This is a genomic window from Allobosea psychrotolerans (assembly GCF_002917105.1).
Lineage (GTDB): Bacteria > Pseudomonadota > Alphaproteobacteria > Rhizobiales > Beijerinckiaceae > Allobosea > Allobosea psychrotolerans.
On the sequence record NZ_PQFZ01000028.1, the window covers coordinates 21,234 to 43,454 of the forward strand.

A 22,221-nucleotide genomic window follows, 5' to 3' on the forward strand; every position below is an offset into this window, starting at 1 on the left:
TTCTCAGCCCTTGCTGGTGTTCGACCAGACGGCGAGGCGGCGGGTGACCGGCTCCGGCAGGTTGCGGACGGCGGCCCGCAGCGCCGGGCGCAGATGGCGCAGCCCGAGGCGGCAGACCAGGTGGCCCCGCCAGGACAGCGGCAGCATCGAATCGCTCACCATGGTCAGCCCGTCGGCATGCTCGAGCTTGTAGGCGTCGGCCGGGGCCAGCAGATCAAACAGCGTGTTGCCGCGCGCCTTGGCGGCGGCGAAGCTGCGATGCACCAGGATGCCGCCGACGCCGCCTCGCTCATGGTCGGGATGGGTCGCGATGACATGGCCGAAGCTCACCTGCTTGCAGTCGAGCGCAAGGTCGATGCCGATTGCCTGGTCGTCGCAGCGAATCACTGCGATCCGGAGTGGCGAGCCGCCCTCGGCGTCGCCGGCGAGATCGTGGAAGAAGGCGGCGAAGCGCGGATCGGCGACGGTCGGGGCGACGATGCCGTGGCGGGTCAGCGCCACCTGCTTCATCGCGATCGCCTCGGCGGCGAGCGCTGCGGCCTGCGGACCCGGGTCCAGCGTTGCAAAGGAGATATCGCCGCGCTCGCTCAAACGGCGCAGGCGCCTGCGATGGTTCGAGCGCTCGCGCGCAGCGTAGACGGCGCTGGGGCCGTCCCGGCCGACGCGCAGGTCGAGATCGGCGAAGGGCGCCTCGCGCTGCTCAAGCAGGATCGCATCGGCCGGCATCCCGGCGTGGGCAAGGGCGGCATCGGTGCGCAGCTTGCGCAATTCGAACAGGTCGGCGCGCAGCCCGCGGACCGCCGCCCAGCCGGCCTGCAACAGCTCGATCTCATGGCCGGTACGCTCGACCAGCACATCGCCGAACTGCGCGACCGGTACGCCCATGAAGCGCAGGATGGTCATACCCAAGCGGCGTTGGGCGATCAGCGGCCAGACCATGACGAGCCGGCCTCCGTGCCTGGCCGTGACGATGCTGAGGCGGCAGCCGGCTTCGAGGTAGTGCCGCACCCAATGGCGCAGGAAGACATGGCTCTGGAAGACCTGCTGCGGCAAAGCGGCGCGGGCGAAGAGTGCATCCCATTCGGGCTGCAGCGCCAGGAAGCCGTCATACCCGCTGACGATGTCGATGGCGGGCGCGCCGTCGCGCGTGGTCGGGGCAGCCGTGCCCGACGCAGGCGGCTCGATGCATTTGGTACGCAGCGCGGTCAGAACGGCCATCAGACGCCGGTCCGGACATGCGAGATCAATCGTTTTACGCCTGCCAGCGGGAAGCGCAGGAGATAGGGCGCCAGCAGGAGCGGGTGGCGGGCTGCGAAGGGGGCATCCTGCTCGACCATATGGCGGATGGCGAGCACCGGCAAAGGCGCGCGCAACGGCCGAAATTCGGGGTTCCACAGTCCCGGCGCGTCGGAATCGGCATACATCAGCCCGATCATGCGGTTGCGGGTGAGCGCATGGAATCTGTGCCGCTTCTGGACGCGCTTGAGCATCGCGATGCCGTCGGGCGCGGCGCAGGCGGGAAAGCCGATGATCACGGTGCGGAAATGCGCCATCGCCGGCTTGGCGGGAATCGCATTCAGCGCCCCGAAACCGTCGCGAAGCAGCATGAAGACCGCCTCTTCGTCCTCAGGCGCGGCATCGCTGATGCTGAGGCGCACCGTGTCGAGCTTGGCGGCCTGGCGGGTGAAGGGGCAGACCGCGCCGGAGCGGCCGAGATCGGCATGAGCGCTCATCAGATAGCTCTCGACCCAGCCGAGCAGGATCGACAGCGCTGTTCCGGTTTGGCCTGCGCAGCGGGAGCGCGCTTCGGGCAATGTCAGAAGAGGACGCGCCGTTGGAACAACCGACATTGGAGTGTCGGCCGCGCTGATGGTCTGATGCATGGCCCTGCCCGGCTTTGATGTCGGGGCGGGTTTAACGGGTACACGTTAGGGAAGGGTTTCCCGCAACCTCCGGTAGCCGATGCACGGCGTTAGGGTTTTGTAAAAGATGTCGTCCAGCCGCAGAGCGAAAGCGCCTGCTGCATATGCTCCGGCGGCGGAGCCTCGACATGGATCGGCGCGCGTTTGCGGTAGAGCGGGATCGTGATGCTGCGGGCGTGCAATTGCAGTCCCGGCCCGCCCTCGCGGGGCGCCGTGCCGTAGATTTCGTCGCCGAGCATCGGCCAGCCGGACGCCGCGCAATGCACGCGCAATTGGTGGGTGCGGCCGGTCAAGGGCTCCAGAGCGAGCCAGGCGAGCGGCCCGGTCTCGTCGGCGCCACGCCCGAGCACACGGAAACGTGTCTGCGAAGGCAAGCCCTCGGGATCGACCTTCATCCACCAGCCGCGATCGGGTGCGCGCTTGCCCAGCGCCAGGTCGATCAGGCCTTCGTCGAGAGGGGGATTTCCCTGCACGATGGCCCAATAGGTCTTGTCGATGCGGCCCTCGCGGAACATCTGGTTGAGTTCGGCCATGGCGCGCGGATGGCGGCCGAGCACGAGGCAGCCGGAGGTATCCTTGTCGAGCCGATGGGCGGCCTCGGGCCGGCGCGGCAGGCCGAAGCGCAGCGCATCGAGGTGATCGGTGAGGACCGGGATGACGCGGCGCTTGGCCTGGGGACCGCGATGCGAAGGCAGGCCCGCCGGCTTGTCGATGACCAGCATCATCGCGTCGCGATAAAGCAGCGGGACGGGAAGCGCGGAATCCGGAGTCGCGTCCGGCATCCGTTGCGAAATTTCTGGTTGATCGGGCGCGGTCATGGCATTGCGCTAGCGAACGCGGCCGGACGACGCAACCTCGAGGCGTAGCATGGTCGGACGACAGGACGGATGATGAGCGAGACGCAACCGAAGAAACGCGGTTTCTTTTCCAGGCTTTTCGGCGGTGAGGACGAGCAGGCGAAGCTGGCGGAGCAGCCCGGCGCGCCCGCCACGCAGGCGCCGCCGGAGCCGGAGCCCGAGGCGCTGATCGCACCCGACCTGCTGATGGGCGAGGCCGCGCCCTTGCCGATCGCGATGCCGGAGCCCGCGCCGGTGCAAGCGCCTCCGGTCATCGCGCCTCCGGTCATGGCGCCTCCAGTCACGCCTCCCGCGCCGGTGGTCGCTGCGCCGGAGCCGAAGCGGAGCTGGTGGCGCAGGCTGACCGAGGGGCTGTCGCGGACCTCCTCGGCGCTGACCACGGGAATCACCGATCTCTTCACCAAGCGCAGGCTCGACGCCGGCACGCTCGAAGACCTCGAGGACATCCTGATCCAGGCCGATCTGGGTCTCGCGACCTCGGCGCGCATCGCCAAGGCGGTCGGCGAGGGGCGCTACGACAAGCAGATCGATCCGGCCGAGGTGAAGGCGATCCTGGCGCGCGAGGTCGAGGCGATCCTCACCCCCGTGGCCTTGCCGCTGGCGATCGATGCCACGAAAAAGCCGTTCGTGATCCTGATGGTCGGCGTCAACGGTTCGGGCAAGACGACGACGATCGGCAAGCTCGCGGCCAAGTTCAGGGCCGAGGGCAAATCCGTGATGCTCGCGGCCGGCGACACCTTCCGCGCCGCCGCGATCGAGCAGCTCAAGGTCTGGGGCGAGCGCACCGGGGCCGAAGTCATCGCCGGTCAGCAGGGCGCGGATGCGTCGGGCCTGGCCTTCGAGGCCTTGCAGAAGGCCAAGGCTGCCGGGACCGACGTGCTGCTGGTCGATACCGCCGGGCGGCTGCAGAACAAGACGGGATTGATGGACGAACTCGCCAAGGTGGTCCGCGTCATTCGCAAGATGGATCCGGAAGCCCCGCATGCGGCGCTGCTCGTGCTCGATGCGACGGTGGGGCAGAATGCGCTGGCGCAGGTCGAGGCCTTCCAGCACACCGCCGGCGTCACCGGGCTGGTCATGACCAAGCTCGACGGCACGGCGCGCGGCGGCATCCTGGTGGCGCTGGCGGCGAAATTCGGCCTGCCCGTGCATTTCATCGGCGTCGGCGAGAGCGTCGATGATCTGGAGCCGTTCTCGGCGCAGGAATTCGCCCGCGCGGTCGCGGGATTGGGAGAAGCAGCGTGAGCGAGAATGTGGTCGAGGCGAAGCCGGGCAAAAGCGTCAATCCGCTGCTCAAGCTTGCGCTTGAATTCGGGCCGCTGGCGATCTTCTTCTTCGCCAACTCCTATGGCGACCGGCTCTTCGGTGTCGCGCCGGACCGGCGCATCTTCGTCGCGACCGGCATCTTCATCGTCGCCTCGCTGCTGGCACTGGCGCTGTCGCGGATCGTGCTGGGCTATCTGCCGCGCATGGCGATCGTCAACGCCGTGGTGGTCAGTGTCTTCGGCGGGCTGACGATCGCGCTCGACGACGCCTTCTTCATCAAGGTCAAGCCGACCATCGTGAACGCGCTGTTCGGCTGCGTGCTGCTGGGCGGCCTGGTCTTCGGCCGCTCGCTGCTGGCGCTGGTGCTGGAGACGGTGCTCCAGCTCGACGAGGAAGGCTGGCGCAAGCTGACCTTCCGCTGGGGTCTGTTCTTCTTCGTGCTGGCAGCCCTGAACGAGGTGGTCTGGCGCACGCAGACGCAGGATTTCTGGGTCGCCTTCAAGGTCTGGGGCGTGATGCCGCTGACCATGGCCTTTGCGCTCGCGCAGACGCCATTGATCCTGAAGCATGAGCTGAAGCCGGCGAAGACCGAGGAGTAGCAAGCGGCCTGGCGCCGTGACAACTCGCGCCATGCCATGGGCGCATCGCGGAACTGTCCTGCGGGGCGGGATCGCAGGTTGCGACCGGTCGATATCGGGTTCTTGCTGACCTCACTCGGGCAATTCGACAACGAGGACCTGTCGACAAGCAAGACCTGAGACGGAGGTTGCGCCCATGCCGTCACTTCGTTTTCCGTCGCTTGCTCTCATCTTCGCCTTCAGCGGCTCCATAGCTGCCTGGGCCCAGGCCGTGCCGGCCCGCGCAGGCTGCGCCGCCGCGCAGCTTTCCGGTGCCGACCGAGGAGGTCAGCCCGGAGATGCGCAAGCTGATCGCCCTGCCGTTCCCGCCGCATATGGACGCTGCGCCCCAGAGCGCCGCCGAGTGGAAGGACTTGGTCGATCGGCGCGCCAAGCTCGCCATCGCCGCCCTGCCGGCGCTGAAGGAGACGCTGAAGGTCGATGTCCAGCCTGCCGTGATCGGCGGCGTGAAGGCCTTCATCGTCACGCCCAGGACGATCCCGCGCGCCAACCGGAACCGGCTGCTCGTCCATGTCCATGGCGGCGGCTATGTCTTCGGGCCGGGCGAGGCGGCGCTGCCGGAGGCGATCCTGCTCGCCGGCTTCGGCGGCTACAAGGTGATCTCGGCCGATTACCGCATGCCGCCCGACGCGCCCTATCCCGCCGCGATGGACGACGCCATGGCGGTCTGGAAGGCGGCGACCAAGATGGCCAAGCCCCGCAACATGGCGATCTTCGGCACCTCGACCGGCGGCGCGATGACGCTCGCCATGGTCCTGCGCGCCAAGGCGGAGAAGCTGCCGCTGCCCGCCGCGATCGCGCCCGGCACGCCCTGGTCGGACATCGCCAAGATCGGTGACAGCTACGCCACCAATGAATGGGTCGACAATGTCCTGGTGACCTGGGACGGCTGGCTCGGGCGCGCGGCTTTGCTCTATGCCAATGGCCACGACCTGAAGGATCCGCAGCTCTCGCCGATCTATGGCGATTTCCACGGTTTCCCGCCGACGATCCTGACCTCGGGCACGCGCGACCTGTTCCTGTCGAACACGGTCCGGACCCATCGCAAGCTGCGGCGCGCAGGCGTCGTTGCCGACCTCAACGTCTATGAGGGCCAGAGCCATGGCCAGATGGCCGGGATGTGAACGCCCCCGAGACGAAAGAGGCCTTCACCGATATCGCCAAATTCTTCGACCGCCATCTCGGGCGTAGGTAGCCTGCGGGCTCGGAAACGCCGCGCAGACCCGGGACCCGAAGCGCGTCATGGTCGGGCTTGACCCGCCCATCTCGTTGTGGGGGAGCGTGCCTTTGCCGACGCCCCTTCCGGCCGGGATTCTCGGGTCTGCGCTTCGCTCCGCCCGAGAATGACGCTCTACGATGGATCCCGGGATGCCTTGCGGTCGCCCGGGATGACACCGTGTCTCCGGGGCGATCATCGGCTTGATCTTGCCATTTGGCATTTTATGTATTATTTGATGCCAAATGGAGATTGCTTCATGACGGCCCTGCAGCGCATCGAGACGACCCAGCGCGACTTCGTCCCGGATCCGATTTCGGATGATGAAGCCGCCGCGATGTTTCGCGCCGCGATCAATCTCTTCCGGCTCTGGCGCGTCACCGACGAGCAGGCGGCGACGCTGCTCGACCTGCCCTTGCGCAGCTACCGGCGCTGGAAGGCCGGCGAGATCGGCCGCATCTCGCGCGACGGCAAGGCGAGGCTCTCCAATCTGATGGGCATCCACAAGGCGTTGCGCCTGATCTTTCGCGAGCCGCAGCGCGGCTATGACTGGATCCAGGCGCCGAACGCCGCCTTTTCCGGCCATACGGCGCTGGCGATCATGCTGGGCGGCGAATTGACGGATCTGATGCGGGTCAGGCGCTATCTCGACGACGAGCGAGGCGGCTGGTGATCGATGTCAGCGCCGTCCCCGCCACCGATCTGGTGTGGCGGGGGGCGGTCCGGATCATCCGCAGCCTGTTTCCGCCGATCGACCTGTTCGAGGACATCGCCGATCCCGCCGACTGGCCGTTGATCCTGGCGGCCGAGCAGAAGACCAATCCGCGTTTGATGGAGAGCATCGGCAATCTTGCTCTCGTGCCGCCAGAGAGGCGCGTTTCGGGCCCGGGCGCGAGCTGGCTGATGGCGCCGTTCACCCATGTCAGCCCGGACCGGCCGAGCCGCTTCAGCACTGGGGGATTCGGCGTGCTCTATGCCGGCGACAGCTTCGAGGTCGCGTTGTTCGAGACGGTGCATCACCATGGCCGCTTCATGGCCGCGACGAAGCAGCCGCCAGGCTGGACCTCGCAATTTCGTGAAATCCTGCTCGATGTCGAGGCGCGACTGCATGATCTGCGCGCGCCCGGATCGGCCGTCGGCGCGGTGCTCGACCCGAACGACTATACGCAAAGCCAGGTGCTCGGCAGCGCGCTTCGCGCCGCCGGCTCGGAAGGGGTGGTCTATCCGAGCGTTCGCCGTGCCGGCGGGGCCTGCGTCGGGCTGTTCTATCCCGACGGCGCCTCGAACCCGGTTCAGGGCCGCCATCTCGACTATCACTGGAACGGCGAGCGGGTGGATCTCTACCGCGACCTCAGCCGCGGCGAGGTCTATCGGATCGTCTGAGGTTTATTTCGCCGCGAGCCGGATTGCGCCGTCGAGCCGGATCGCGGTGCCGTTGAGCATGTCGTTCTCGATGATGCTCTTGACCAGGGCCGCGTATTCGCCGGCCTTGCCGAGCCGCGACGGGAAGGGGATCGAGGCCCCCAGCGAGGCGCGCGATTCCTCCGGCAGACCGTCGAACATCGGCGTCTCGAACAGGCCGGGCATGATCGTCATCACGCGGATGCCGTAGGCGGCGAGTTCGCGCGCGATCGGCAGCGTCATGCCGACGATTCCGGCCTTGGAGGCCGAGTAGGAGGCCTGGCCGATCTGGCCGTCCTCGGCAGCGACGGAGGCGGTATTGACGATCACGCCGCGCCCGCCATCCGGGGTGACCGGGTCGAGGGTGGCCAGCGCCACGGCCGATTTCGCGATTACGCGGAAGGTGCCGGTCAGGTTGATGGCGAGGCCTTTCTCGAAGGTTGCCATGTCATGGGCGATGAGTTCGCCGGTCTCGCGCTTCCTGGAGATGACGCGACGGCCGGGCGCGATCCCGGCACAGTTGACGACGATGCGGGCGACGCCCTGGGCGGCCCGCGCCTTGGCGAGCGCCGCATCGACGGAGGCGTCATCGGTGACGTCGCAATGGCAGAAGACTCCGCCGATCTCGGCCGCGACCGCCTCGCCGCGCTCGGCGTTCAGGTCGAGGAGCGCGACCTTGACGCCGAAGCCTGCGAGCATGCGCGCGGTGCCTTCGCCGAGGCCCGAGGCGCCGCCGGTGACGATGGCGGAGAGCGAGGAATCGAGTTTCATGGGCGTTTCCCGTTCGCAATGGCGTTCCCAACGCGTTTAGAGGCCCGGCCGCCCCGCTCCAAGCGAGATTCTTGGGCCGCCCCTTGTGCAGCCTTTGGCCTGGGGCCACATTTTCGGACGTCCCCGGCAGGGCATCACCCCGATGCCCAGCCGGGATCGAAAGCCCGCAAGGAGGGGCTGGCATGAGCGACACGTTCCACTCGCGCTTTTCGCCCGAGGAGATGGCGGAGATCCGCCGGAGCCTGCGCGACGAGGCGCGCTTCGGTTCGGAGTTTCTGGGGCGGCTCAAGCGCGTGGCGAAGCGGGTGCCCTTCGCCGAGGATCTGCTGGCGGCCTGGATCTGCACGCGCGATCCGGCGACGCCGCGGCGCGTGCGGCTGACGCTTCTGGCGGCGCTCGGCTATTTCGTGCTGCCGCTCGATGCCATTCCCGACATCCTGCCCTTCATCGGCTTCACCGACGATGCGGCGGTGATCGCCGCGGCCATCGCCGCGGTCGCGGGCTCGATCACGCCTGAGCATCGCGAGAAGGCGAAGCGCACGCTGGCGGAGTTCTAGGCAGAGCTGTCCGCTCGTCGAAAAACGTCATTCCGGGGCGACCCGGAATGACGGCGAGATCACAGCGTCAGGATGATCTTGCCCTTGGCCTTGCGGTCGCCGATCAGGGCGAAGCCCTCGGCCCAGCGCTCCAATGGCAGGGTGGCGTGGACATGGGCACGGATATGACCGTTTGCGGCCCAGTCCAGCAGGCGTTCCATATTGCGGCGATGCGCGGCGGGCTCGCGCCGGACGAACTCGCCCCAGAACACGCCGCGCAGGTCGCAGCCCTTCAGCAGCAGCAGGTTGAGCGCGATCTTCGGAATCGCGCCGCCGGCGAAGCCGACCACGAGATAGCGCCCTTCCCAGGCCATGGCGCGCAAGGCCGGCTCGGCCAGATCGCCGCCGACCGTGTCGTAGAGCACATCGACGCCGCGTCCTTCGCTCAGACGGCGCAGGCCGGCCTTGAGATCCTCGCTGCCGTAGTCGAGCTCTTCCTGAGCGCCATGCGCCTTCGCCAGCGCGAGCTTCTCGGTCGAGGAGGCGCAGGCGATGACATGGGCGCCGAGCAGCGCGCCGATTTCGACTGCCGCCAGCCCCGCGCCGCCGGCGGCGCCGAGCACCGCCAGGATTTCGCCGGCCTTGAGGCCGGCGCGCTGGATCAGTCCGTGCATCGCCGTGCCATAGGTGACGAACAGACCCGCCGCCTGGGTGTCGTCGAGCGCATCGGGCACGCGCACGACCTGCTGGGCGGGAACGACGACGCGTTCGCGCGCCGCGCCATGGCCGAGCCAGGCGGCGACGCGCTCGCCGACACGCCAGCCGGTGACGCCTTCGCCGATGCTGGCGATCGTGCCGGCGCATTCGGCCGAGGGCGAGAAGGGCAGCTCAGGCCTGGTCTGGTAGCGCCCCTCGATGATCAGCGTGTCGAAGAAGTTGAGCGCAGCCGCCTTGACCGCGACGACGACCTCGCCCGGCCCGGGGGTGGGTTCGGCGATGTCCCGGATAACGAGCGTCTCGGCCGGCCCATGGGCCTCGCAGAGCAGTGCCTTCATCGTTTCCCCAACCGCTGCGATGGCGCTGCGCGGGAATGTGGCATGCTCGGATGACGAACGGAACCAGAGCCGGGTGCATGGCATTCGCATTTTCGCCCGGATCGTGACATCCTATCGTTTCCGCGATCTTGAACTCTCGGGTCAAATGCCCCGGAAATAGAGACGCTGTTAAGATTTCTGCTGATTGATGGCGGCCTATGAATCTCTGTTTGCTCCGCACCGATTTCGCCGCCTCACGGCTCATGATCGTCGCATCGCTGTTCGCCGCGAGCGCGATCGCCGCCGTGCCGGCCTCCGCTCAACCCAAGCCGAAGCCCCAGGCGAAGCCTGCGCCGGTCGCATCGGCAAGCACTGGCCAGGCCCAGGCGATGCTCCTGGAGACGGCCGGCAAATGGCAGGCCTTTTCCTCGCAGCAGGGCCGCTCGAAGGTCTGCTATGCGCTCTCCAAGGCGGAGGCGCGCCTGCCCGCCAATCTCAAGCAGGTCGAGGGGCTGCTCTTCGTCTCCAGCCGCCCGACCGAGGGCGTACGCAACGAGATCAGCTTCGTGTTGAATTTCGACCTGAAGGAAGATGTCGAGCATCAGGCGATCATCGGGTCCGAGCGCTTCGCGCTGGTCGCGAAGGGCCAGAACATGTGGCTCAAGAACCCGGCCGAGGAGCCGCGCATGCTGGACGCGCTGCGCAAGGGTTCGGGGCTCGAGGTCAAGGGCACCTCGAAGCGCGGCAACCCGACCAGCGACAAATACTCGCTCGCCGGCATGAACCAGGCCGTGAAGCGCGCCGAAGACGCCTGCAAGTAGGGTGGCGCCGGAATCCGCGAGCGCAGCCGTCTGACGCGGCTTTCTGCGCCTCGGGTGCTCACGGGCATGAAGTCCGCTGCGCTCCGGCTCTAGCCGACTCACGCCGGCGAAGTCCGGCGGCCACCCTGCGTCGCCCCATTTGCCGGGGTGTCCGGACGGTGATTTCGCGGCTGGCCATTCTCGTGCTATGAGCCGCGGATGTCCGGGCCGATGATCGCCCGTCCGAGCCAGAGTTCCGATGACCTTGTCCGTGCTTGAGCCCGCCGCGCCAGCGGCCGAACCCGTTGTTACGAGCCGCGTCTCGCTGGTCGGGCGCACGCGCGCCGGGCTTGGCGACGCCCTGGCCGAGATCGGCGTTCCCGAGAAGGAACGGCGCATGCGCGTCGGCCAGCTCTGGAACTGGATCTACCATTACGGCGTACGCGATTTCTCCGCGATGACCACGATCGGCAAGGGTTTGCGCGCTGCGCTCGACGAGCGCTTCACGCTCGACCTGCCGGAGGTGACGGCCGAGCAGATCTCGACCGACGGCACGCGCAAATGGCTCATCCGCATGGCTTCGACCGGCCCGCGCGATCGCGGCGCCGAGATCGAATGCGTCTATATTCCCGAGGTCGACCGCGGCACGCTTTGCGTCTCCAGCCAGGTCGGCTGCACGCTGACCTGTACCTTCTGCCACACCGGCACGCAGCGCCTCGTGCGCAACCTCACCTGTGAGGAGATCGTGGCGCAATTGATGGTGGCGCGCGACCGGCTCGGCGATTTTCCCGGCCGCGTGGCGCCCGGCGGCGCCTTCGTTCCCAATGATGGCGGGCGCTTCGTCTCCAATATCGTCTTCATGGGCATGGGCGAGCCGCTCTATAATTTCGACGGCGTGCGCGACGCCATCGACGTGATCTCGGACAATGAGGGCTTGTCGCTCGGCCGCCGCCGCATCACGGTCTCGACCTCCGGCGTCGTGCCGCAGATCGGTCCGCTCGGGCATGAGATGGGCACGATGCTGGCGATCTCGCTGCATGCGGTGCGCGACGAATTGCGCAACGAGCTCGTGCCGCTGAACAAGAAGTATCCGATCGCCGAACTGCTCGAGGCCTGCCGGACCTATCCCGGCGTTTCGAACGCGAAGCGGATCACCTTCGAATATGTCATGCTCAAGGGCGTCAACGACAGCGATGCCGATGCGCGCGAGCTGGTGCGCCTGCTCAAGGGCATTCCGGCCAAGATCAACCTGATCCCGTTCAATCCATGGCCCGGCACCAAATACGAATGCTCGGACTGGGACCGGATCGAGCGCTTCTCCGAGATCGTCTTCCGGGCAGGCTATGCCTCGCCGGTGCGCACCCCGCGCGGGCGCGACATCCTCGCCGCCTGCGGCCAGCTCAAGAGCGAGACCGAGAAGCTCTCGGCCCGCGCCAGGCTGATGCTGGACCAGGACGAGGCGGCGGCCGCCGCCGCCGTCGCTGCGGAATAATCATCTTGCTGCGCTGGCTGCTGCTGATTCCCTTCGCCTTGCTCGTTGCCATGGGGGCGGGGCTGTTCGCCATGCTCGTCGCCAGCGTGGTTTCGCCCGAGATCGCGCTTTTGATCGGCGGCGGTTTCCAGCGCTTGATGGAGGCGCTGTTCGGCCTGGCCGAAAGCGATATCGATCCCACGCCGGTGGCGCAGGCCGCCTTCAGCCTGCTTGGGCGACTTGGCATGGCGATCATCGTCGCGCCGGTCGTACTGGTCGCGGTCGTCAGCGAGCTCTTCCGCTGGCGCAGCGGGCTGATCCAGAGCGGGCTCACCGGCCTGCTGGCAAGCGTGATGCCGCTGGCCATGCTGCGCCTGTCGCGCGCGCCGAGCGAGGCCGAGATGCGGGTGATCGGCGCCCTGTTCCTGATCGGGGCCGCGACAGGGTTCGTCTATTGGCTGATCGCGGGGCGTGGGGCGGGCGCCGCCCCGATAGCTCCGGCCGGCGCGCCGCCCCGATAAGCTTCGCCTCCTGCTTTACAGGCCGAGAACCTTGCGCAGTTCGGCCTTCGCCACCGCATACTCGGCCTGGAAATCGGGCTGCTCCATGATCCTGGCGGCGATCACGGTGCCGGCGATGCGGCCGGCCTCGACATCGGCGCGGAAATGGATGCCGCCGATGATCCGGTTCTCGCCATAGGCCCAGGCGCGGGCCATGATTTCGTTGCGCTTCTCCGGAACCATGTTCGAGAGGACGACGCCCATCAGCGTGCCGACGGTGGTGTGGCCCGAGGGATAGGCGCCGGAGTTGGAGAGCTTTACCGCGGGCTTGACCAGCGGGCTGTACTGATGCGGGCGCGGGCGCTTCCAGCTGTCCTTGGCCGGGTCGACGACCTCGCCTTCGGTTGCGACGATGCGGTCGAAGAAGGCCGAGAAGGCCGGCAGCGCCTCGGTCTTGAAATTCGGTCCCATGACATTGGCGAAGCGCCAGACATTCTCGACGACATCGGCCTGGGCCTGCGCCTCCATCTCCGGCGTGCGCGTGACCTGGATGCTCAGCACCTCGGCGAGCTCCGCCCGGGTCTGGGCCGAATCATTGACGGGCGGCGGCTTGAGCAGGGTCAGGAGGTCGATGGTCTTGGCGGTAGCGAAGGGCTTTGCCTCACCGGCGTGAACCGGGGAGAGGGCGAGCACGGCCGTCGTCAGGGCGGCGAGGAAGAGGGAGCGCATGGCGGTTTTCCTGATGGGGAGAAACCGACGCGCCCACAACATGACAGGGCTATGAAGCCTCAATCGCCGATCGCGACGCCCTCGCGCCGGCCGTCGGCGCCGCCGACGAAGCCTTCCGGCGTCTTGACGATCGCCTGGATGCCCGATGTCATCTCCAGCAGGCGGACCTCATGGCCCTTCGCCTCCAGCGCGGCCTTCCAGGGTTCGGCTTCGGTGCCCTTTTCCAATTCGGTCGGGCCGTTGCGGCTGCCGAAATTGGCGAGGTCGACGGCATTCTGCGGATCCATCTTCCAGTCGAGCAGCGCGACCAGCGTCTTGGCAACGAAGTTGATGATCTGGCTGCCGCCGGGCGAGCCGACCACGGCATAGAGCCTGCCGAAGGCATCGAAGACCAGGGTCGGCGCCATCGAGGAGCGCGGGCGCTTGCCGGCTTCGACACGGTTGGCGACGGGCTTGCCGTCCTCTTCCGGCGCGAAGGAGAAATCGGTCAATTCGTTGTTGAGCAGGAAGCCGCCCTTGCTCATCAGGCGCGAGCCGAACCCGTCCTCGATCGTCGTGGTCATCGCGACGGCGTCGCCATTGGCGTCGATCACCGAGATATGGCTGGTGCCGTGCTCGACGCCGTCCGAGGGCGCGAGCAATTGGGCGCGCTTATGCGGCGGGTCGCCGGGCGTGGCGCGGCGCATGGATTTGTCGGGGCCGACGAGGCCCGCGCGCGAGCGGATATAGTCGCGGTCGATCAATCCCGAGACCGGGACGCTGAGGAAGGCGGGGTCGGCGAGATAGAGCGCGCGATCGGCGAAGGCGAGGCGGCCGGCCTCGCTGAACCAGTGCACCGCCTCGGGCCCGGGGCCCATGCGCGCCAGATCCCTGGTCTCGAGGATGCCGAGCATCTGCTGCACGGCGATGGCGCCGGAGCTCGGCGGGCCCATGCCGCAGATCCGGTAGACGCGGTAGAGCCCGCAGACGGCCTCGCGCTCCTCGATCTTGTAGGCGGCGAGGTCGGCGAGCGTGATGTCGCCTGGATTGCTCTTGTGGCCGGAGACCTTGGCGACGATGTCCTCGGCGATCGGCCCGGCATAGAAGGCGGCCGAGCCGTTCTCGGCGATGGCGCGCAAGGTCGCGGCGAAGGCCGGGTTCTTCAAGATGGTGCCGACGGCCTTGGCCTTGCCGTCGGGCTCGTAGAAATAGGCGGCAGCGAGCGGGTCGGCGCTCAGGGCCTTCTCGCCTGCCAGGAGACCGTTGAGCCGCGGCGAAATCGCAAAGCCGTCCTCGGCGAGCTTGATTGCGGGCGCGACGACCTGCGGCCAGGGCAGCTTGCCCCAGCGCTGATGCGCGCCCTCGAGCAGCTTCAGCGTGCCGGGTACGCCGACCGAGCGGCCGCCGATGACGGCCTCCATGAATTTCATCGGCTTGCCGTCCGCGCCGATGAAGCGATTCGGTTTTGCCGCCGCCGGCGCGGTCTCGCGCCCGTCGAGCGTCGAGAGCTTTCGGCCGGCCTCGTCCCAATGCACCATGAAGGCGCCGCCGCCGATGCCCGAGCTCTGCGGCTCGACGAGGTTGAGCACGAGCTGGATCGCGATCGCCGCATCGACTGCACTGCCGCCGGCGCGCAGAATCTCGCGGCCGGCATCGGTGGCCAGCGGATTTGCGGCGGCGACCATGTAAAGCCGGGTGTGGCCGGAGGTCTTGGCGATGCGCCCCGTCGCGGCTTCGGGGGCCGGCGCGAGGCTCTGGGCGGTTGCCGAGGTCACGGCAACTGCGGAGAGAACGATCGCGAGAAGAGCGCTCCTCGATACTGACAGGGTCGTCATCTCATCCTCCTCGCCGTTGTGCCGTAATGCCAGACTAGCGCCAGATCGCGCTGGCGCGCCATGGCCTCGGCGGCCTTGCTTCGCATCCGCCTTGGAGGCGGGGCCCGGGACGGCTAAGGTCGCGGTCCTGCCTGTCGATACGTCAGCAAAGGGGCCCGGCATGTCGTTCCCAGTTTCCATCGCCTTTCGCCGCAGTTTGGCGGTGGCAGCGCTCGCTTTCCTCGGTTTCGCACTCGCGGGTTGCGGCTACAACAACGTCCCGACGCTGGAGGAAAAGGCCAAGGCGTCCTGGTCCGAGGTGCAGAATCAGTATCAGCGCCGCGCCGATCTGATCCCGAATCTGGTCGAGACGGTGAAGGGCTATGCCGCGCAGGAGCGCGAGGTGCTGACGCAGGTCGTCGAGGCGCGCGCCAAGGCGAGCCAGGTCAAGGTCGACGCCTCCACCATCACCGATCCCGCGAAGTTCAAGGAATATCAGGACGCGCAGAACCAGCTCACCGGCGCGCTCGGCCGGTTGCTGGTCACGGTGGAGCGCTATCCCGACCTCAAATCGAACCAGAACTTCCTCGCCTTGCAGTCGCAGCTCGAAGGCACCGAGAACCGGGTCACGGTGGCGCGGCGCGACTACATCCAGGCGGTGCAGGCCTTCAACACCGAGATCCGCACGTTTCCGGGCGTGATCTGGGCAAAGCTGTTCTGGGGCTCCAAGCCGATGGAGACCTTTGCCGCGACGGCCGGGTCGGAGCGGCCACCGACGGTGAAGTTCTGAGGCCGCGGCGGTCGCGAGGCGCGTGATGGCGCGCAGCCGCCTTTGGTCGCTGATCCTGCTCGCTGCGCTCGTGTTTGCGGGCGCGGGCGCTTGGGCGGCGGACCCCTCCTATCCCGCCCTCACCGGCCGTATCGTCGATGGCGCCAAGCTCATCGCGCCCGAGGCGCGCCAGCGCATCGAGGCGAAGATCAAGGCGCATGAGGACAAGGCCGGCGACCAGCTCGTGGTCGCAACCGTGCCCTCGCTGCAGGGCATCGGCATCGAGGACTTCGCCAATGGCCTGTTCCGGTTCTGGAAGCTCGGCGAGAAGCCGCGCAACAACGGCGTGCTGTTCATCGTCGCGCCGAATGAGCGCAAGGTCCGCATCGAGGTCGGCTACGGGCTGGAAGGAGCGCTGACCGATGCGCTCTCCAAGGTCATCATCACCACAGCCGTGGCGCCGAAGTTCAAGACCGACGATTTCACCGGCGGCATCGAGGGCGGCGTCGACGCGATCCTGACGATCCTCTCCGGCGACGCCGAGGAATGGCAGCGCCGCGCCCTGGTGCGGAACGACGAGAGTTCGCCGGCCGAGACGCTGGCCGTCATCCTGGTAATGGTGTTCATTTTCATCCTGGTGGTCTCCTTCATGCGCGGCCTGAGCCAGGCCGGCGGGGCCTCGCGACATCGCCTGCGCGACGGGCGCTGGATCACGCTGCCGCAGAATTCGAGCTGGGGTTCGGGTTCCGGTTCGAGCTGGGGAGGTGGCGGCGGCTGGAGTTCCGGCGACGGGGGCGGCTTCTCCGGGGGAGGCGGCTCGTCGGGCGGCGGCGGCGCTTCGGGGGATTGGTGATGGATTCAGACGACAGGGATGCGATCGCGGCGGCCGTCGCCCAGGCCGAGCGCCTGACCAGCGGCGAGATCGTGGTGGTGATCGACCGCGCCGCGAGCAGTTATCGTTCGGTGCCGATGGTGCTGGCCTTGGTGCTCTCGCTGTTCGTGCCTTGGCCGCTGCTGGCGCTGACGATGACGAGCGCGCCGCGCATCTTCCTGATCCAGTTGATCTGCGCGGCCCTGCTGATGGCCGCGCTGCTCTGGTATGGGCGCGGCGGCCGCTTCGTGCCCGGCTTCGTCAAGCGCGGCCGCGCACATGACGTGGCGCTGCGCGAGTTCACCGCGCGCGGGCTGACGCAGACGCGCGGGCGCACCGGCGTGTTGCTCTATGTCGCCCTGCAGGAGCGCTATGCCGAGATCGTCACGGATACCGGCATCGACGGCAAGGTCGACCCGGAGACATGGCGGGACATCGTCGCGGCCCTGCTCGACGCTGCCCGGCAGGAGCGTTTGCGCGAGGGGCTGATCGACGCGGTCGGGGCGCTCGGACGTGTCCTGGCGCAGCACGCACCGCCGGCCGTCGATGATGCCGACGAACTGCCGAACAAGGTGATCCTGCTCTGAGGCGCGCTCAGCGCGCGCTGCGGGCCGCGCCCAGCACCGCGGCGGGCATCATGCCGTATTTGCCGAGCGTTTCGGCTTGCACGACGACGACATAGCTGTCGGAATCGGCGGCGCGCGTCGTCGTGAGGGGAGCCGTCAGGGTCGTCTCGCCGCCATCCCATTCGCCGACGCGCACCATGCCACGCACGACATTGGCGTAGGTGATGGTGCGGCCTTCATTCTCGCCGCGCGTGATCGGAACGGTGACCAGCTTCGCGACCGGAAGAATCCAGACGCCGGCGGGCTTGCCGCTGGGGCTGCCGGAGGCTGCGATCTTGATCCGCAGCGTCGTGCCGTCCTCCTGCAGCGAAAGCTTTGCCGGCAGGGCACCGGGCACCTGCTCGCGCAGCGCACGCTCGATCTCGGTCTTGTCGGAGCCGACGATGTGGGAGGCGCCGTTGATCACGGCCTGGGGCGTGTAGACCTGGCCGTCGCCGCGGGCCTTGGCATAGAATTTCTGGCGCTTGGTGAAGACGTCCTGGCCGAGCGTGTCCTTCCAGCCGAGATAATCCCAATAGGTCACCGGCAGCGTCAGCGCGATGACGGCCGGGTCCCTGGCAATCTCGCGCAGAAGTGCGTCCGCGGGCGGGCATGACGAGCAGCCCTGGCTGGTGAAGAGCTCGACGACCGCCTTCGGCCGCACTGCGGGAGCCTGCGCATGCGCCGCCGCGACGCCCAGGAGGAGCGCGGCGAGGGATACAGGAAGGAGGCGGGCGCGAAGGGTCATGGCTGAACTCGGCGACCATCATAGCTGTGAGGTATTACCAAAGCGCCCAACAGCCCTCACTTGGAAATCACGTTGCCTTGAAGACCGGTTGAATCGCCATGGCGGGCATGTCGCCGCCCTTCGCCGCGGCGATCAGATTAGGCCGCCAGCGCCGATGCATCCAGAGCCACTGCTCGGGATGCTCGCGCACCCACCCCTCCACGACGGCAGTCATCATCGCCATCGCGCCTTGAACGTCGATTTCGCCGTTGGCATCGCGCGGCAGGTCGAGCGGCGGCGTCAACTCCAGCCGGAAACGATGATAGGGCAATCGGATGACGCGCACGCCATGGACCGGACATTCGAAGCGCCGGGCGAATTTGCCGAGAATCGGGTTGGTCAGCGCCGGCCGGCCCATGAAAGGCACCACCACGCCGCGGGTGAAATGCTGGTCGATCAGCATGCCGAGATGGCCGCCCTTCTCCAGCACGCCCTGCATGGCGAAGGCTGCGCCCTGCCTGGCGGCCGCGAGCCCGCCCATCGCGCCGGAACGGATCTCATGCACGATCGCGGCGATGGCCGGGTCGTTGGGCGCGCGGAACACGGCGGTGGTGTCGAGCTTGTAGGCGGCGGCGCAGATCGCCGGCAGCTCCCAATTGGCGAGATGGGAGGAGAAGATCAGGCCCGGCTTGCCATCGTCCTTGAGCGCGATGAAGTGCTCGATGCCGTCGACCTCGACGCGCGAGGGGGCGTCGCGGTTGTCGTCGTCATAGTCGAACAGGGTGTTCAGATGGGCGTATTCGGCGGCGGTGCGGCCGAGATTCTCCCAGGCGCCGCGTGCGATCCGCCGAACCTCGTCCTCCGCCATGCCGGGGAAAGCCGCGCGGATGTTCGCGAGCGCGACGCGGTTGACCGGGATCACGGGGCTGACGCTGCGCAGCAGCCAGCCGCCGAGATCGCTCGCGCGCTCGGGCCCGAGCCAACGCAGGAAGCCAAACAGCGCCCGGATCAGGCCGATCATCACCGCGGCGCCGGCACGCGCGGCGAGAGCTTTCAGTCGTCTCAAGGTCAGCCCGGTCCCATCTCGCCCGTGCATTGAGCTTATCGGGCAGGAACCGGGGACTTGCGGCAGGAAGGCCGCTTGCGTCAAGCCTTCCGGGCGCGGACGGCCGCGTCAGAAGGCGACGATGACCTTGCCGAAGACCTGCCGGCCTTCGAGCCGGGCCAGGCCTTTTTCGAAATCGGCGAGCGGAAACACCGAATCGATCACGGGCTTCATGCCGCCGGCCATCTTTTCCAGCGATTGTGCGATGTTTTCGATGCGGCAGCCGAAGGAACCGGTGATGCGGTATTGCTGCTGAAAGAGCTGCATCAGATTCATCGTGGTCGAGGCGCCCGACGTCGCGCCGCACGTGACGAGCCGGCCGCCGCGCTTGAGGCAGAGCAGCGAGCCGTTCCAGGTGTCGGCGCCGACATGCTCGAAGACAACGTCGACGCCCTTGCGCTTGGTGAGCCGGCGAACCTCGCCCTCGAAGCGCTCGGTCTTGTAGTTGATGACGAAATCGGCCCCAAGCGCCTTGGCCTTGCGGCCCTTCTCGTCGTCGCCGACGGTCGTATAGACCGTGCAGCCGATCGCCTTGGCCATCAGGATGGCGGCCGTGCCGATGCCCGAGCCGCCGGCATGGACCAGGATGGACTCGCCGGGTTCGAGCTTGGCGTTGTCGAACAGCATGTGCTGGACCGTGCCGAAGCCGATCGGCGCGCAGGCCGCGTCCTCGAAGGAGACGCCTTCAGGCGCCTTGATCACCAGGCGCGCCGACTTGTTCAGCAGTTCACGCGCGAAGCCGTCGATATGGAAGCCCATGATGCCGGCGACGTTCTCGCAGAGATTGTCGCGGCCCTCCCGGCAGGCCTTGCAGTGGCCGCAGGTCTCGGCGCCATAGGCGGTGACGGTGTCGCCGACCTTGAGATTGGTGACGCCCTCGCCGACGCAGACGATCTCGCCCGCGGCCTCGACGCCCGCGGCCTGGGGCATCTTGCGCTTGGCGAAGGCCATGCCGCGAAAGCCCCAGACGTCGAGATAGTTCAGCGCCACCGCGCGGATGCGGATCTGCACCTCGCCGGCGGCGGGCGGCGGCGGCGGCTCGATCTCCTCGAGACGGAGGTCACGGTCGCCATGAAGCTGAAGGGAGCGCATGTCTTACAAAGCCTTCTTGCGGTCGGCGATCAGCGATGCACGCCGAGCTGTGCCGTCACCCCGCCGTCGATCGGCAGCACGGTGCCGGTGATGTAGGCCGCCGGCTCGCTCATCAGGAAGGCGGCGAGCCCCGCGACCTCCTCGGGCTTGGCGAAGCGGCCGGCCGGGATCTGGGCCTGCATCTTGTCGCGATAAGCTGCATAGGGCGCCATCATGTCGGTGTCGACGAAGCCCGGCGCGATCACGTTGACGGTGACGCCGCGCTTGCCGGTCTCGACCGCGAGCGTCTTGGCATAAGAGATCAGCGCGCCCTTGGAGGCGGCATAGGCGGCATTGCCCGGATTGCCGCGCAAGGCTGCAACGGAGCCGATCGCGACGATGCGCCCGGCGCGGGCGCGGATCATGTTGCGCATCAGGCTCTTGGCGAGGCGCGTGAAGGCCCAGAAATTGACCTGCATCGCCGCTTCGGCCTTGTCCTGCGTCATCATCGCCGCGAGCGAATCATAGGGCTGGCCGGCATTGTGGATGAAGCCGAAATAGCTTTCCGCCTCACGCCCCTCGCAGAAGGCGTCGAGCGCGGCCTTGTCGGAGAGGTCGAGCGGGAGGGCGGCGAGCAGGCGATCGGGGTGGGCCGCATTGATCTCCGCGACGAGCGCCTGCGCCTGCTCGGGCGATGAGCGATAGGTGAAATCGACATCATGGCCGGCCGCGGCCAGCGCACGGACGATCGCGGCGCCGACACCTTTGGCGCCGCCTGTGACGAGGATGCGGGTCATGCGTGGGTAGGCTCCGCCGTCAGCACGAGGCAGGTATTCTGGCCGCCGAAGCCGAAGGAGTTCGAGATGACGGTGCGCACCTTCGCGTCGCGGGGCGTGTTGGGCACGACGTCGAGCGCGATCGCCGGATCGGGATTGGTGTAGTTGATCGTCGGCGGAATGCGGCCATTGGCGATGGTCATGAAGGAAATCACGGCCTCGACCGCACCGGCCGCCGTCAGCGTATGGCCGATCATCGACTTGTTGGAGGAGATCGGCAACGTCGCCATGCGCTCGCCGAAGACGGCAGCGCAGCTCATTGCCTCCATCTTGTCGTTCTCGGGCGTCGAGGTGCCGTGCGCGTTGATGTAGTCGACATCATCGGGTCCCAGCCCGGCATCGTCGAGCGCATCACGCATCGCCAGGATCGCCGGTTTGCCGTCGGGGCTCGAGCGGGTGCGGTGAAACCCGTCGCCGCGCTCGCCGCAACCCGCGACGATGCCCAGGATCGTCGCGCCGCGCGCCAGCGCATGGTCGTATTCTTCCAGTACCAGCGCACCGGCGCCTTCGCCCATGACGAAGCCGTCGCGGTTCTTCGAGAAGGGTTTCGCGGCGGCTTCCGGCGGGTCGTTCTGAGTCGAGAGCGCCGAGAGCAAGGAGAAGCGGATCAGCGCCTCGGCATGGACCGAGCCGTCGGTGCCGATGCAGAGCGCGGCCTGCGTATCGCCGCGGCGGATTGCTTCGACGCCCATCTGGATCGCGGTCGCACCGGAGGAGCAAGCCGTCGAGAGCGAGATCGGCGAACCCTTAGTGCCGAATCTGTCGGCGATATGATCCGCGACCGCGCCGAACAGGAAGAGCTCGTGCATGGGTTTGAATTTCTGCGAGGCGGCGGCCCTCAGCAGCCCGTCATAATCCACATCGCCTTCGAAGGTTTGGGCGAGCTCCTGCTTCTGCGGCCATTCCATCTCGACCGGGGGCACCGCCATGAAGAGCTCGCCGGGAAAATCGCCGGGCTGCCCGAGGCCGCTCTGGCTGACCGCTTCGTCGGCTGCGAGCGTCGCGAGCTTTTCCGAGAGCTGCGGGGCGGTGAAGGAGCCGTCGAAGAGAAAATCGACCGTGCCGGCGATGGTGGTGCGCAAGCCCTCGGTCGGGAAGCGTTCGATCCGGTGGATGCCGGATTTACCGGCAGTCAGCGCTTGCCAATTGGCCTCCTTGCCCTGGCCGAGCGAGGTGACGATGCCGAGGCCGGTAACCGCGACGACCCGGCGGCCCTTGGCGTCGCGATGGGCTGCAGTCTGGCCCGCCGCAGGCTGGTTCACTGCGGTCTGGTTCACGGCAGTCTGGTTCTTGGCGCTCATCG

At 67.6% G+C, this 22,221-nt stretch carries 23 protein-coding genes and 1 pseudogene; 12 read left to right on the forward strand and 12 right to left on the reverse strand.

The features are described from left to right. Positions 1-3: 3 nt before the first annotated feature. From CYD53_RS27465 to CYD53_RS27475, 3 genes are all read right to left on the reverse strand, one after another. Positions 4-1,218, reverse strand: coding sequence for a GNAT family N-acetyltransferase (locus CYD53_RS27465; RefSeq protein ID WP_103721270.1), 1,215 nt, complete (start codon positions 1,216-1,218; stop codon positions 4-6). Beyond that, the gene (locus tag CYD53_RS27470) at positions 1,218-1,883 is read right to left on the reverse strand and encodes a DUF6875 domain-containing protein (protein WP_103721271.1); all 666 of its coding nucleotides are present in this window, start codon (positions 1,881-1,883) and stop codon (positions 1,218-1,220) included. Before CYD53_RS27470 ends, CYD53_RS27465 begins: the two co-directional genes overlap by 1 nt. 89 nt (positions 1,884-1,972) lie before the next feature. Next, entirely contained in the window at positions 1,973-2,704 is a 732-nt protein-coding gene (locus CYD53_RS27475) for an RluA family pseudouridine synthase (protein ID WP_103721272.1), read from the reverse strand. A gap of 108 nt (positions 2,705-2,812) precedes the next feature. Here CYD53_RS27475 and ftsY point away from each other — a divergent pair, with 108 nt between their 5' ends. The 5 genes and pseudogenes from ftsY to CYD53_RS27500 all read left to right on the forward strand — a co-directional run bounded on the left by ftsY (position 2,813) and on the right by CYD53_RS27500 (position 7,282). Next, a complete protein-coding gene (gene ftsY, locus CYD53_RS27480; protein ID WP_103721308.1) occupies positions 2,813-4,024 on the forward strand; it encodes a signal recognition particle-docking protein FtsY in 1,212 nt (403 codons plus the stop codon). After that, entirely contained in the window at positions 4,021-4,644 is a 624-nt protein-coding gene (locus tag CYD53_RS27485; RefSeq protein ID WP_245928457.1) for a septation protein A, read from the forward strand. The genes ftsY and CYD53_RS27485 overlap by 4 nt, the downstream gene beginning before the upstream one ends. A 233-nt stretch (positions 4,645-4,877) precedes the next feature. Next, positions 4,878-5,878 (forward strand): annotated as a pseudogene (locus tag CYD53_RS27490) (alpha/beta hydrolase). A 280-nt stretch (positions 5,879-6,158) separates the two neighbouring features. After that, positions 6,159-6,572: an MbcA/ParS/Xre antitoxin family protein gene (locus tag CYD53_RS27495; RefSeq protein WP_103721310.1), complete on the forward strand. Its 414-nt coding sequence runs from the start codon at positions 6,159-6,161 to the stop codon at positions 6,570-6,572. Continuing rightward, entirely contained in the window at positions 6,566-7,282 is a 717-nt protein-coding gene (locus tag CYD53_RS27500) for an RES family NAD+ phosphorylase (protein WP_210202448.1), read from the forward strand. Before CYD53_RS27495 ends, CYD53_RS27500 begins: the two co-directional genes overlap by 7 nt. A 3-nt stretch (positions 7,283-7,285) precedes the next feature. Here CYD53_RS27500 and CYD53_RS27505 read toward each other — a convergent pair whose 3' ends face one another. Beyond that, positions 7,286-8,071 carry an SDR family NAD(P)-dependent oxidoreductase gene (locus CYD53_RS27505; protein ID WP_103721274.1) on the reverse strand — a complete coding sequence of 262 codons (786 nt, stop codon included), beginning with the start codon at positions 8,069-8,071 and terminating at the stop codon, positions 7,286-7,288. A gap of 182 nt (positions 8,072-8,253) precedes the next feature. On the opposite strand from CYD53_RS27505, the gene CYD53_RS27510 reads away from it, so the two are divergent. Then, positions 8,254-8,628 (forward strand): YkvA family protein, encoded by a 375-nt coding sequence (locus tag CYD53_RS27510; RefSeq protein WP_103721275.1) that lies wholly within the window; start codon positions 8,254-8,256, stop codon positions 8,626-8,628. A gap of 59 nt (positions 8,629-8,687) precedes the next feature. On the opposite strand, the gene CYD53_RS27515 is transcribed toward CYD53_RS27510, so the two are convergent. Next, complete coding sequence (locus CYD53_RS27515) at positions 8,688-9,662, reverse strand: NADPH:quinone oxidoreductase family protein (RefSeq protein WP_103721276.1); 975 nt, start codon at positions 9,660-9,662, stop codon at positions 8,688-8,690. A 197-nt stretch (positions 9,663-9,859) separates the two neighbouring features. Here CYD53_RS27515 and CYD53_RS27520 point away from each other — a divergent pair, with 197 nt between their 5' ends. The 3 genes from CYD53_RS27520 to CYD53_RS27530 all read left to right on the forward strand — a co-directional run bounded on the left by CYD53_RS27520 (position 9,860) and on the right by CYD53_RS27530 (position 12,433). Next, positions 9,860-10,462 carry a hypothetical protein gene (locus CYD53_RS27520; protein WP_103721277.1) on the forward strand — a complete coding sequence of 201 codons (603 nt, stop codon included), beginning with the start codon at positions 9,860-9,862 and terminating at the stop codon, positions 10,460-10,462. 238 nt (positions 10,463-10,700) lie between these two features. Next, positions 10,701-11,933, forward strand: coding sequence for a dual-specificity RNA methyltransferase RlmN (gene rlmN / locus CYD53_RS27525; protein WP_103721278.1), 1,233 nt, complete (start codon positions 10,701-10,703; stop codon positions 11,931-11,933). 5 nt (positions 11,934-11,938) lie between these two features. Beyond that, positions 11,939-12,433, forward strand: coding sequence for a hypothetical protein (locus CYD53_RS27530; protein WP_103721279.1), 495 nt, complete (start codon positions 11,939-11,941; stop codon positions 12,431-12,433). A 15-nt stretch (positions 12,434-12,448) separates the two neighbouring features. On the opposite strand, the gene CYD53_RS27535 is transcribed toward CYD53_RS27530, so the two are convergent. Together CYD53_RS27535 and ggt are read right to left on the reverse strand one after the other, a co-directional pair. After that, positions 12,449-13,141, reverse strand: a complete 693-nt coding sequence (locus CYD53_RS27535; RefSeq protein ID WP_103721280.1) for an acid phosphatase — start codon at positions 13,139-13,141, stop codon at positions 12,449-12,451. A 59-nt stretch (positions 13,142-13,200) separates the two neighbouring features. Further along, positions 13,201-14,955 carry a gamma-glutamyltransferase gene (gene ggt, locus CYD53_RS27540; RefSeq protein ID WP_103721281.1) on the reverse strand — a complete coding sequence of 585 codons (1,755 nt, stop codon included), beginning with the start codon at positions 14,953-14,955 and terminating at the stop codon, positions 13,201-13,203. A 160-nt stretch (positions 14,956-15,115) separates the two neighbouring features. On the opposite strand from ggt, the gene CYD53_RS27545 reads away from it, so the two are divergent. Genes CYD53_RS27545 through CYD53_RS27555 form a run of 3 tightly spaced genes read left to right on the forward strand, consistent with a single transcriptional unit; the run spans position 15,116 to position 17,161 of the window. Then, on the forward strand, positions 15,116-15,724 hold the full coding sequence (locus CYD53_RS27545; protein ID WP_103721282.1) for a LemA family protein: 609 nt from the start codon (positions 15,116-15,118) through the stop codon (positions 15,722-15,724). A 25-nt stretch (positions 15,725-15,749) separates the two neighbouring features. After that, positions 15,750-16,556 (forward strand): TPM domain-containing protein, encoded by an 807-nt coding sequence (locus CYD53_RS27550; protein ID WP_103721283.1) that lies wholly within the window; start codon positions 15,750-15,752, stop codon positions 16,554-16,556. Then, entirely contained in the window at positions 16,556-17,161 is a 606-nt protein-coding gene (locus CYD53_RS27555; protein ID WP_146056022.1) for a TPM domain-containing protein, read from the forward strand. The genes CYD53_RS27550 and CYD53_RS27555 overlap by 1 nt, the downstream gene beginning before the upstream one ends. A 7-nt stretch (positions 17,162-17,168) precedes the next feature. Here CYD53_RS27555 and CYD53_RS27560 read toward each other — a convergent pair whose 3' ends face one another. From CYD53_RS27560 to CYD53_RS27580, 5 genes are all read right to left on the reverse strand, one after another. Beyond that, positions 17,169-17,927 (reverse strand): DUF1223 domain-containing protein, encoded by a 759-nt coding sequence (locus tag CYD53_RS27560; RefSeq protein ID WP_103721285.1) that lies wholly within the window; start codon positions 17,925-17,927, stop codon positions 17,169-17,171. Between the two features lie 67 nt (positions 17,928-17,994). Beyond that, positions 17,995-18,927, reverse strand: coding sequence for a lipid A biosynthesis lauroyl acyltransferase (locus CYD53_RS27565; protein ID WP_245928460.1), 933 nt, complete (start codon positions 18,925-18,927; stop codon positions 17,995-17,997). A 153-nt stretch (positions 18,928-19,080) separates the two neighbouring features. Next, complete coding sequence (locus tag CYD53_RS27570; protein WP_103721287.1) at positions 19,081-20,103, reverse strand: zinc-binding dehydrogenase; 1,023 nt, start codon at positions 20,101-20,103, stop codon at positions 19,081-19,083. A gap of 29 nt (positions 20,104-20,132) precedes the next feature. Then, positions 20,133-20,879, reverse strand: a complete 747-nt coding sequence (locus CYD53_RS27575; RefSeq protein ID WP_103721288.1) for an SDR family oxidoreductase — start codon at positions 20,877-20,879, stop codon at positions 20,133-20,135. Next, on the reverse strand, positions 20,876-22,219 hold the full coding sequence (locus tag CYD53_RS27580) for a beta-ketoacyl-ACP synthase (RefSeq protein ID WP_103721289.1): 1,344 nt from the start codon (positions 22,217-22,219) through the stop codon (positions 20,876-20,878). Before CYD53_RS27580 ends, CYD53_RS27575 begins: the two co-directional genes overlap by 4 nt. Positions 22,220-22,221: the final 2 nt, after the last annotated feature.

Excerpts from the sequence above, each read along its gene's own strand:
- CYD53_RS27465 (WP_103721270.1), bottom strand. The coding sequence starts at position 1,218 with ATGGCCGTTCTGACCGCGCTGCGTACCAAATGCATCGAGCCGCCTGCG.
- CYD53_RS27470 (WP_103721271.1), bottom strand. The coding sequence starts at position 1,883 with ATGCATCAGACCATCAGCGCGGCCGACACTCCAATGTCGGTTGTTCCA.
- CYD53_RS27475 (WP_103721272.1), bottom strand. The coding sequence starts at position 2,704 with ATGCCGGACGCGACTCCGGATTCCGCGCTTCCCGTCCCGCTGCTTTAT.
- ftsY (WP_103721308.1), top strand. The coding sequence starts at position 2,813 with ATGAGCGAGACGCAACCGAAGAAACGCGGTTTCTTTTCCAGGCTTTTC.
- CYD53_RS27495 (WP_103721310.1), top strand. The coding sequence starts at position 6,159 with ATGACGGCCCTGCAGCGCATCGAGACGACCCAGCGCGACTTCGTCCCG.
- CYD53_RS27505 (WP_103721274.1), bottom strand. The coding sequence starts at position 8,071 with ATGAAACTCGATTCCTCGCTCTCCGCCATCGTCACCGGCGGCGCCTCG.
- CYD53_RS27510 (WP_103721275.1), top strand. The coding sequence starts at position 8,254 with ATGAGCGACACGTTCCACTCGCGCTTTTCGCCCGAGGAGATGGCGGAG.
- CYD53_RS27515 (WP_103721276.1), bottom strand. The coding sequence starts at position 9,662 with ATGAAGGCACTGCTCTGCGAGGCCCATGGGCCGGCCGAGACGCTCGTT.
- CYD53_RS27520 (WP_103721277.1), top strand. The coding sequence starts at position 9,860 with ATGAATCTCTGTTTGCTCCGCACCGATTTCGCCGCCTCACGGCTCATG.
- rlmN (WP_103721278.1), top strand. The coding sequence starts at position 10,701 with ATGACCTTGTCCGTGCTTGAGCCCGCCGCGCCAGCGGCCGAACCCGTT.
- CYD53_RS27535 (WP_103721280.1), bottom strand. The coding sequence starts at position 13,141 with ATGCGCTCCCTCTTCCTCGCCGCCCTGACGACGGCCGTGCTCGCCCTC.
- ggt (WP_103721281.1), bottom strand. The coding sequence starts at position 14,955 with ATGACGACCCTGTCAGTATCGAGGAGCGCTCTTCTCGCGATCGTTCTC.
- CYD53_RS27545 (WP_103721282.1), top strand. The coding sequence starts at position 15,116 with ATGTCGTTCCCAGTTTCCATCGCCTTTCGCCGCAGTTTGGCGGTGGCA.
- CYD53_RS27550 (WP_103721283.1), top strand. The coding sequence starts at position 15,750 with ATGGCGCGCAGCCGCCTTTGGTCGCTGATCCTGCTCGCTGCGCTCGTG.
- CYD53_RS27555 (WP_146056022.1), top strand. The coding sequence starts at position 16,556 with ATGGATTCAGACGACAGGGATGCGATCGCGGCGGCCGTCGCCCAGGCC.
- CYD53_RS27560 (WP_103721285.1), bottom strand. The coding sequence starts at position 17,927 with ATGACCCTTCGCGCCCGCCTCCTTCCTGTATCCCTCGCCGCGCTCCTC.
- CYD53_RS27565 (WP_245928460.1), bottom strand. The coding sequence starts at position 18,927 with ATGATCGGCCTGATCCGGGCGCTGTTTGGCTTCCTGCGTTGGCTCGGG.
- CYD53_RS27570 (WP_103721287.1), bottom strand. The coding sequence starts at position 20,103 with ATGCGCTCCCTTCAGCTTCATGGCGACCGTGACCTCCGTCTCGAGGAG.
- CYD53_RS27575 (WP_103721288.1), bottom strand. The coding sequence starts at position 20,879 with ATGACCCGCATCCTCGTCACAGGCGGCGCCAAAGGTGTCGGCGCCGCG.
- CYD53_RS27580 (WP_103721289.1), bottom strand. The coding sequence starts at position 22,219 with ATGAGCGCCAAGAACCAGACTGCCGTGAACCAGACCGCAGTGAACCAG.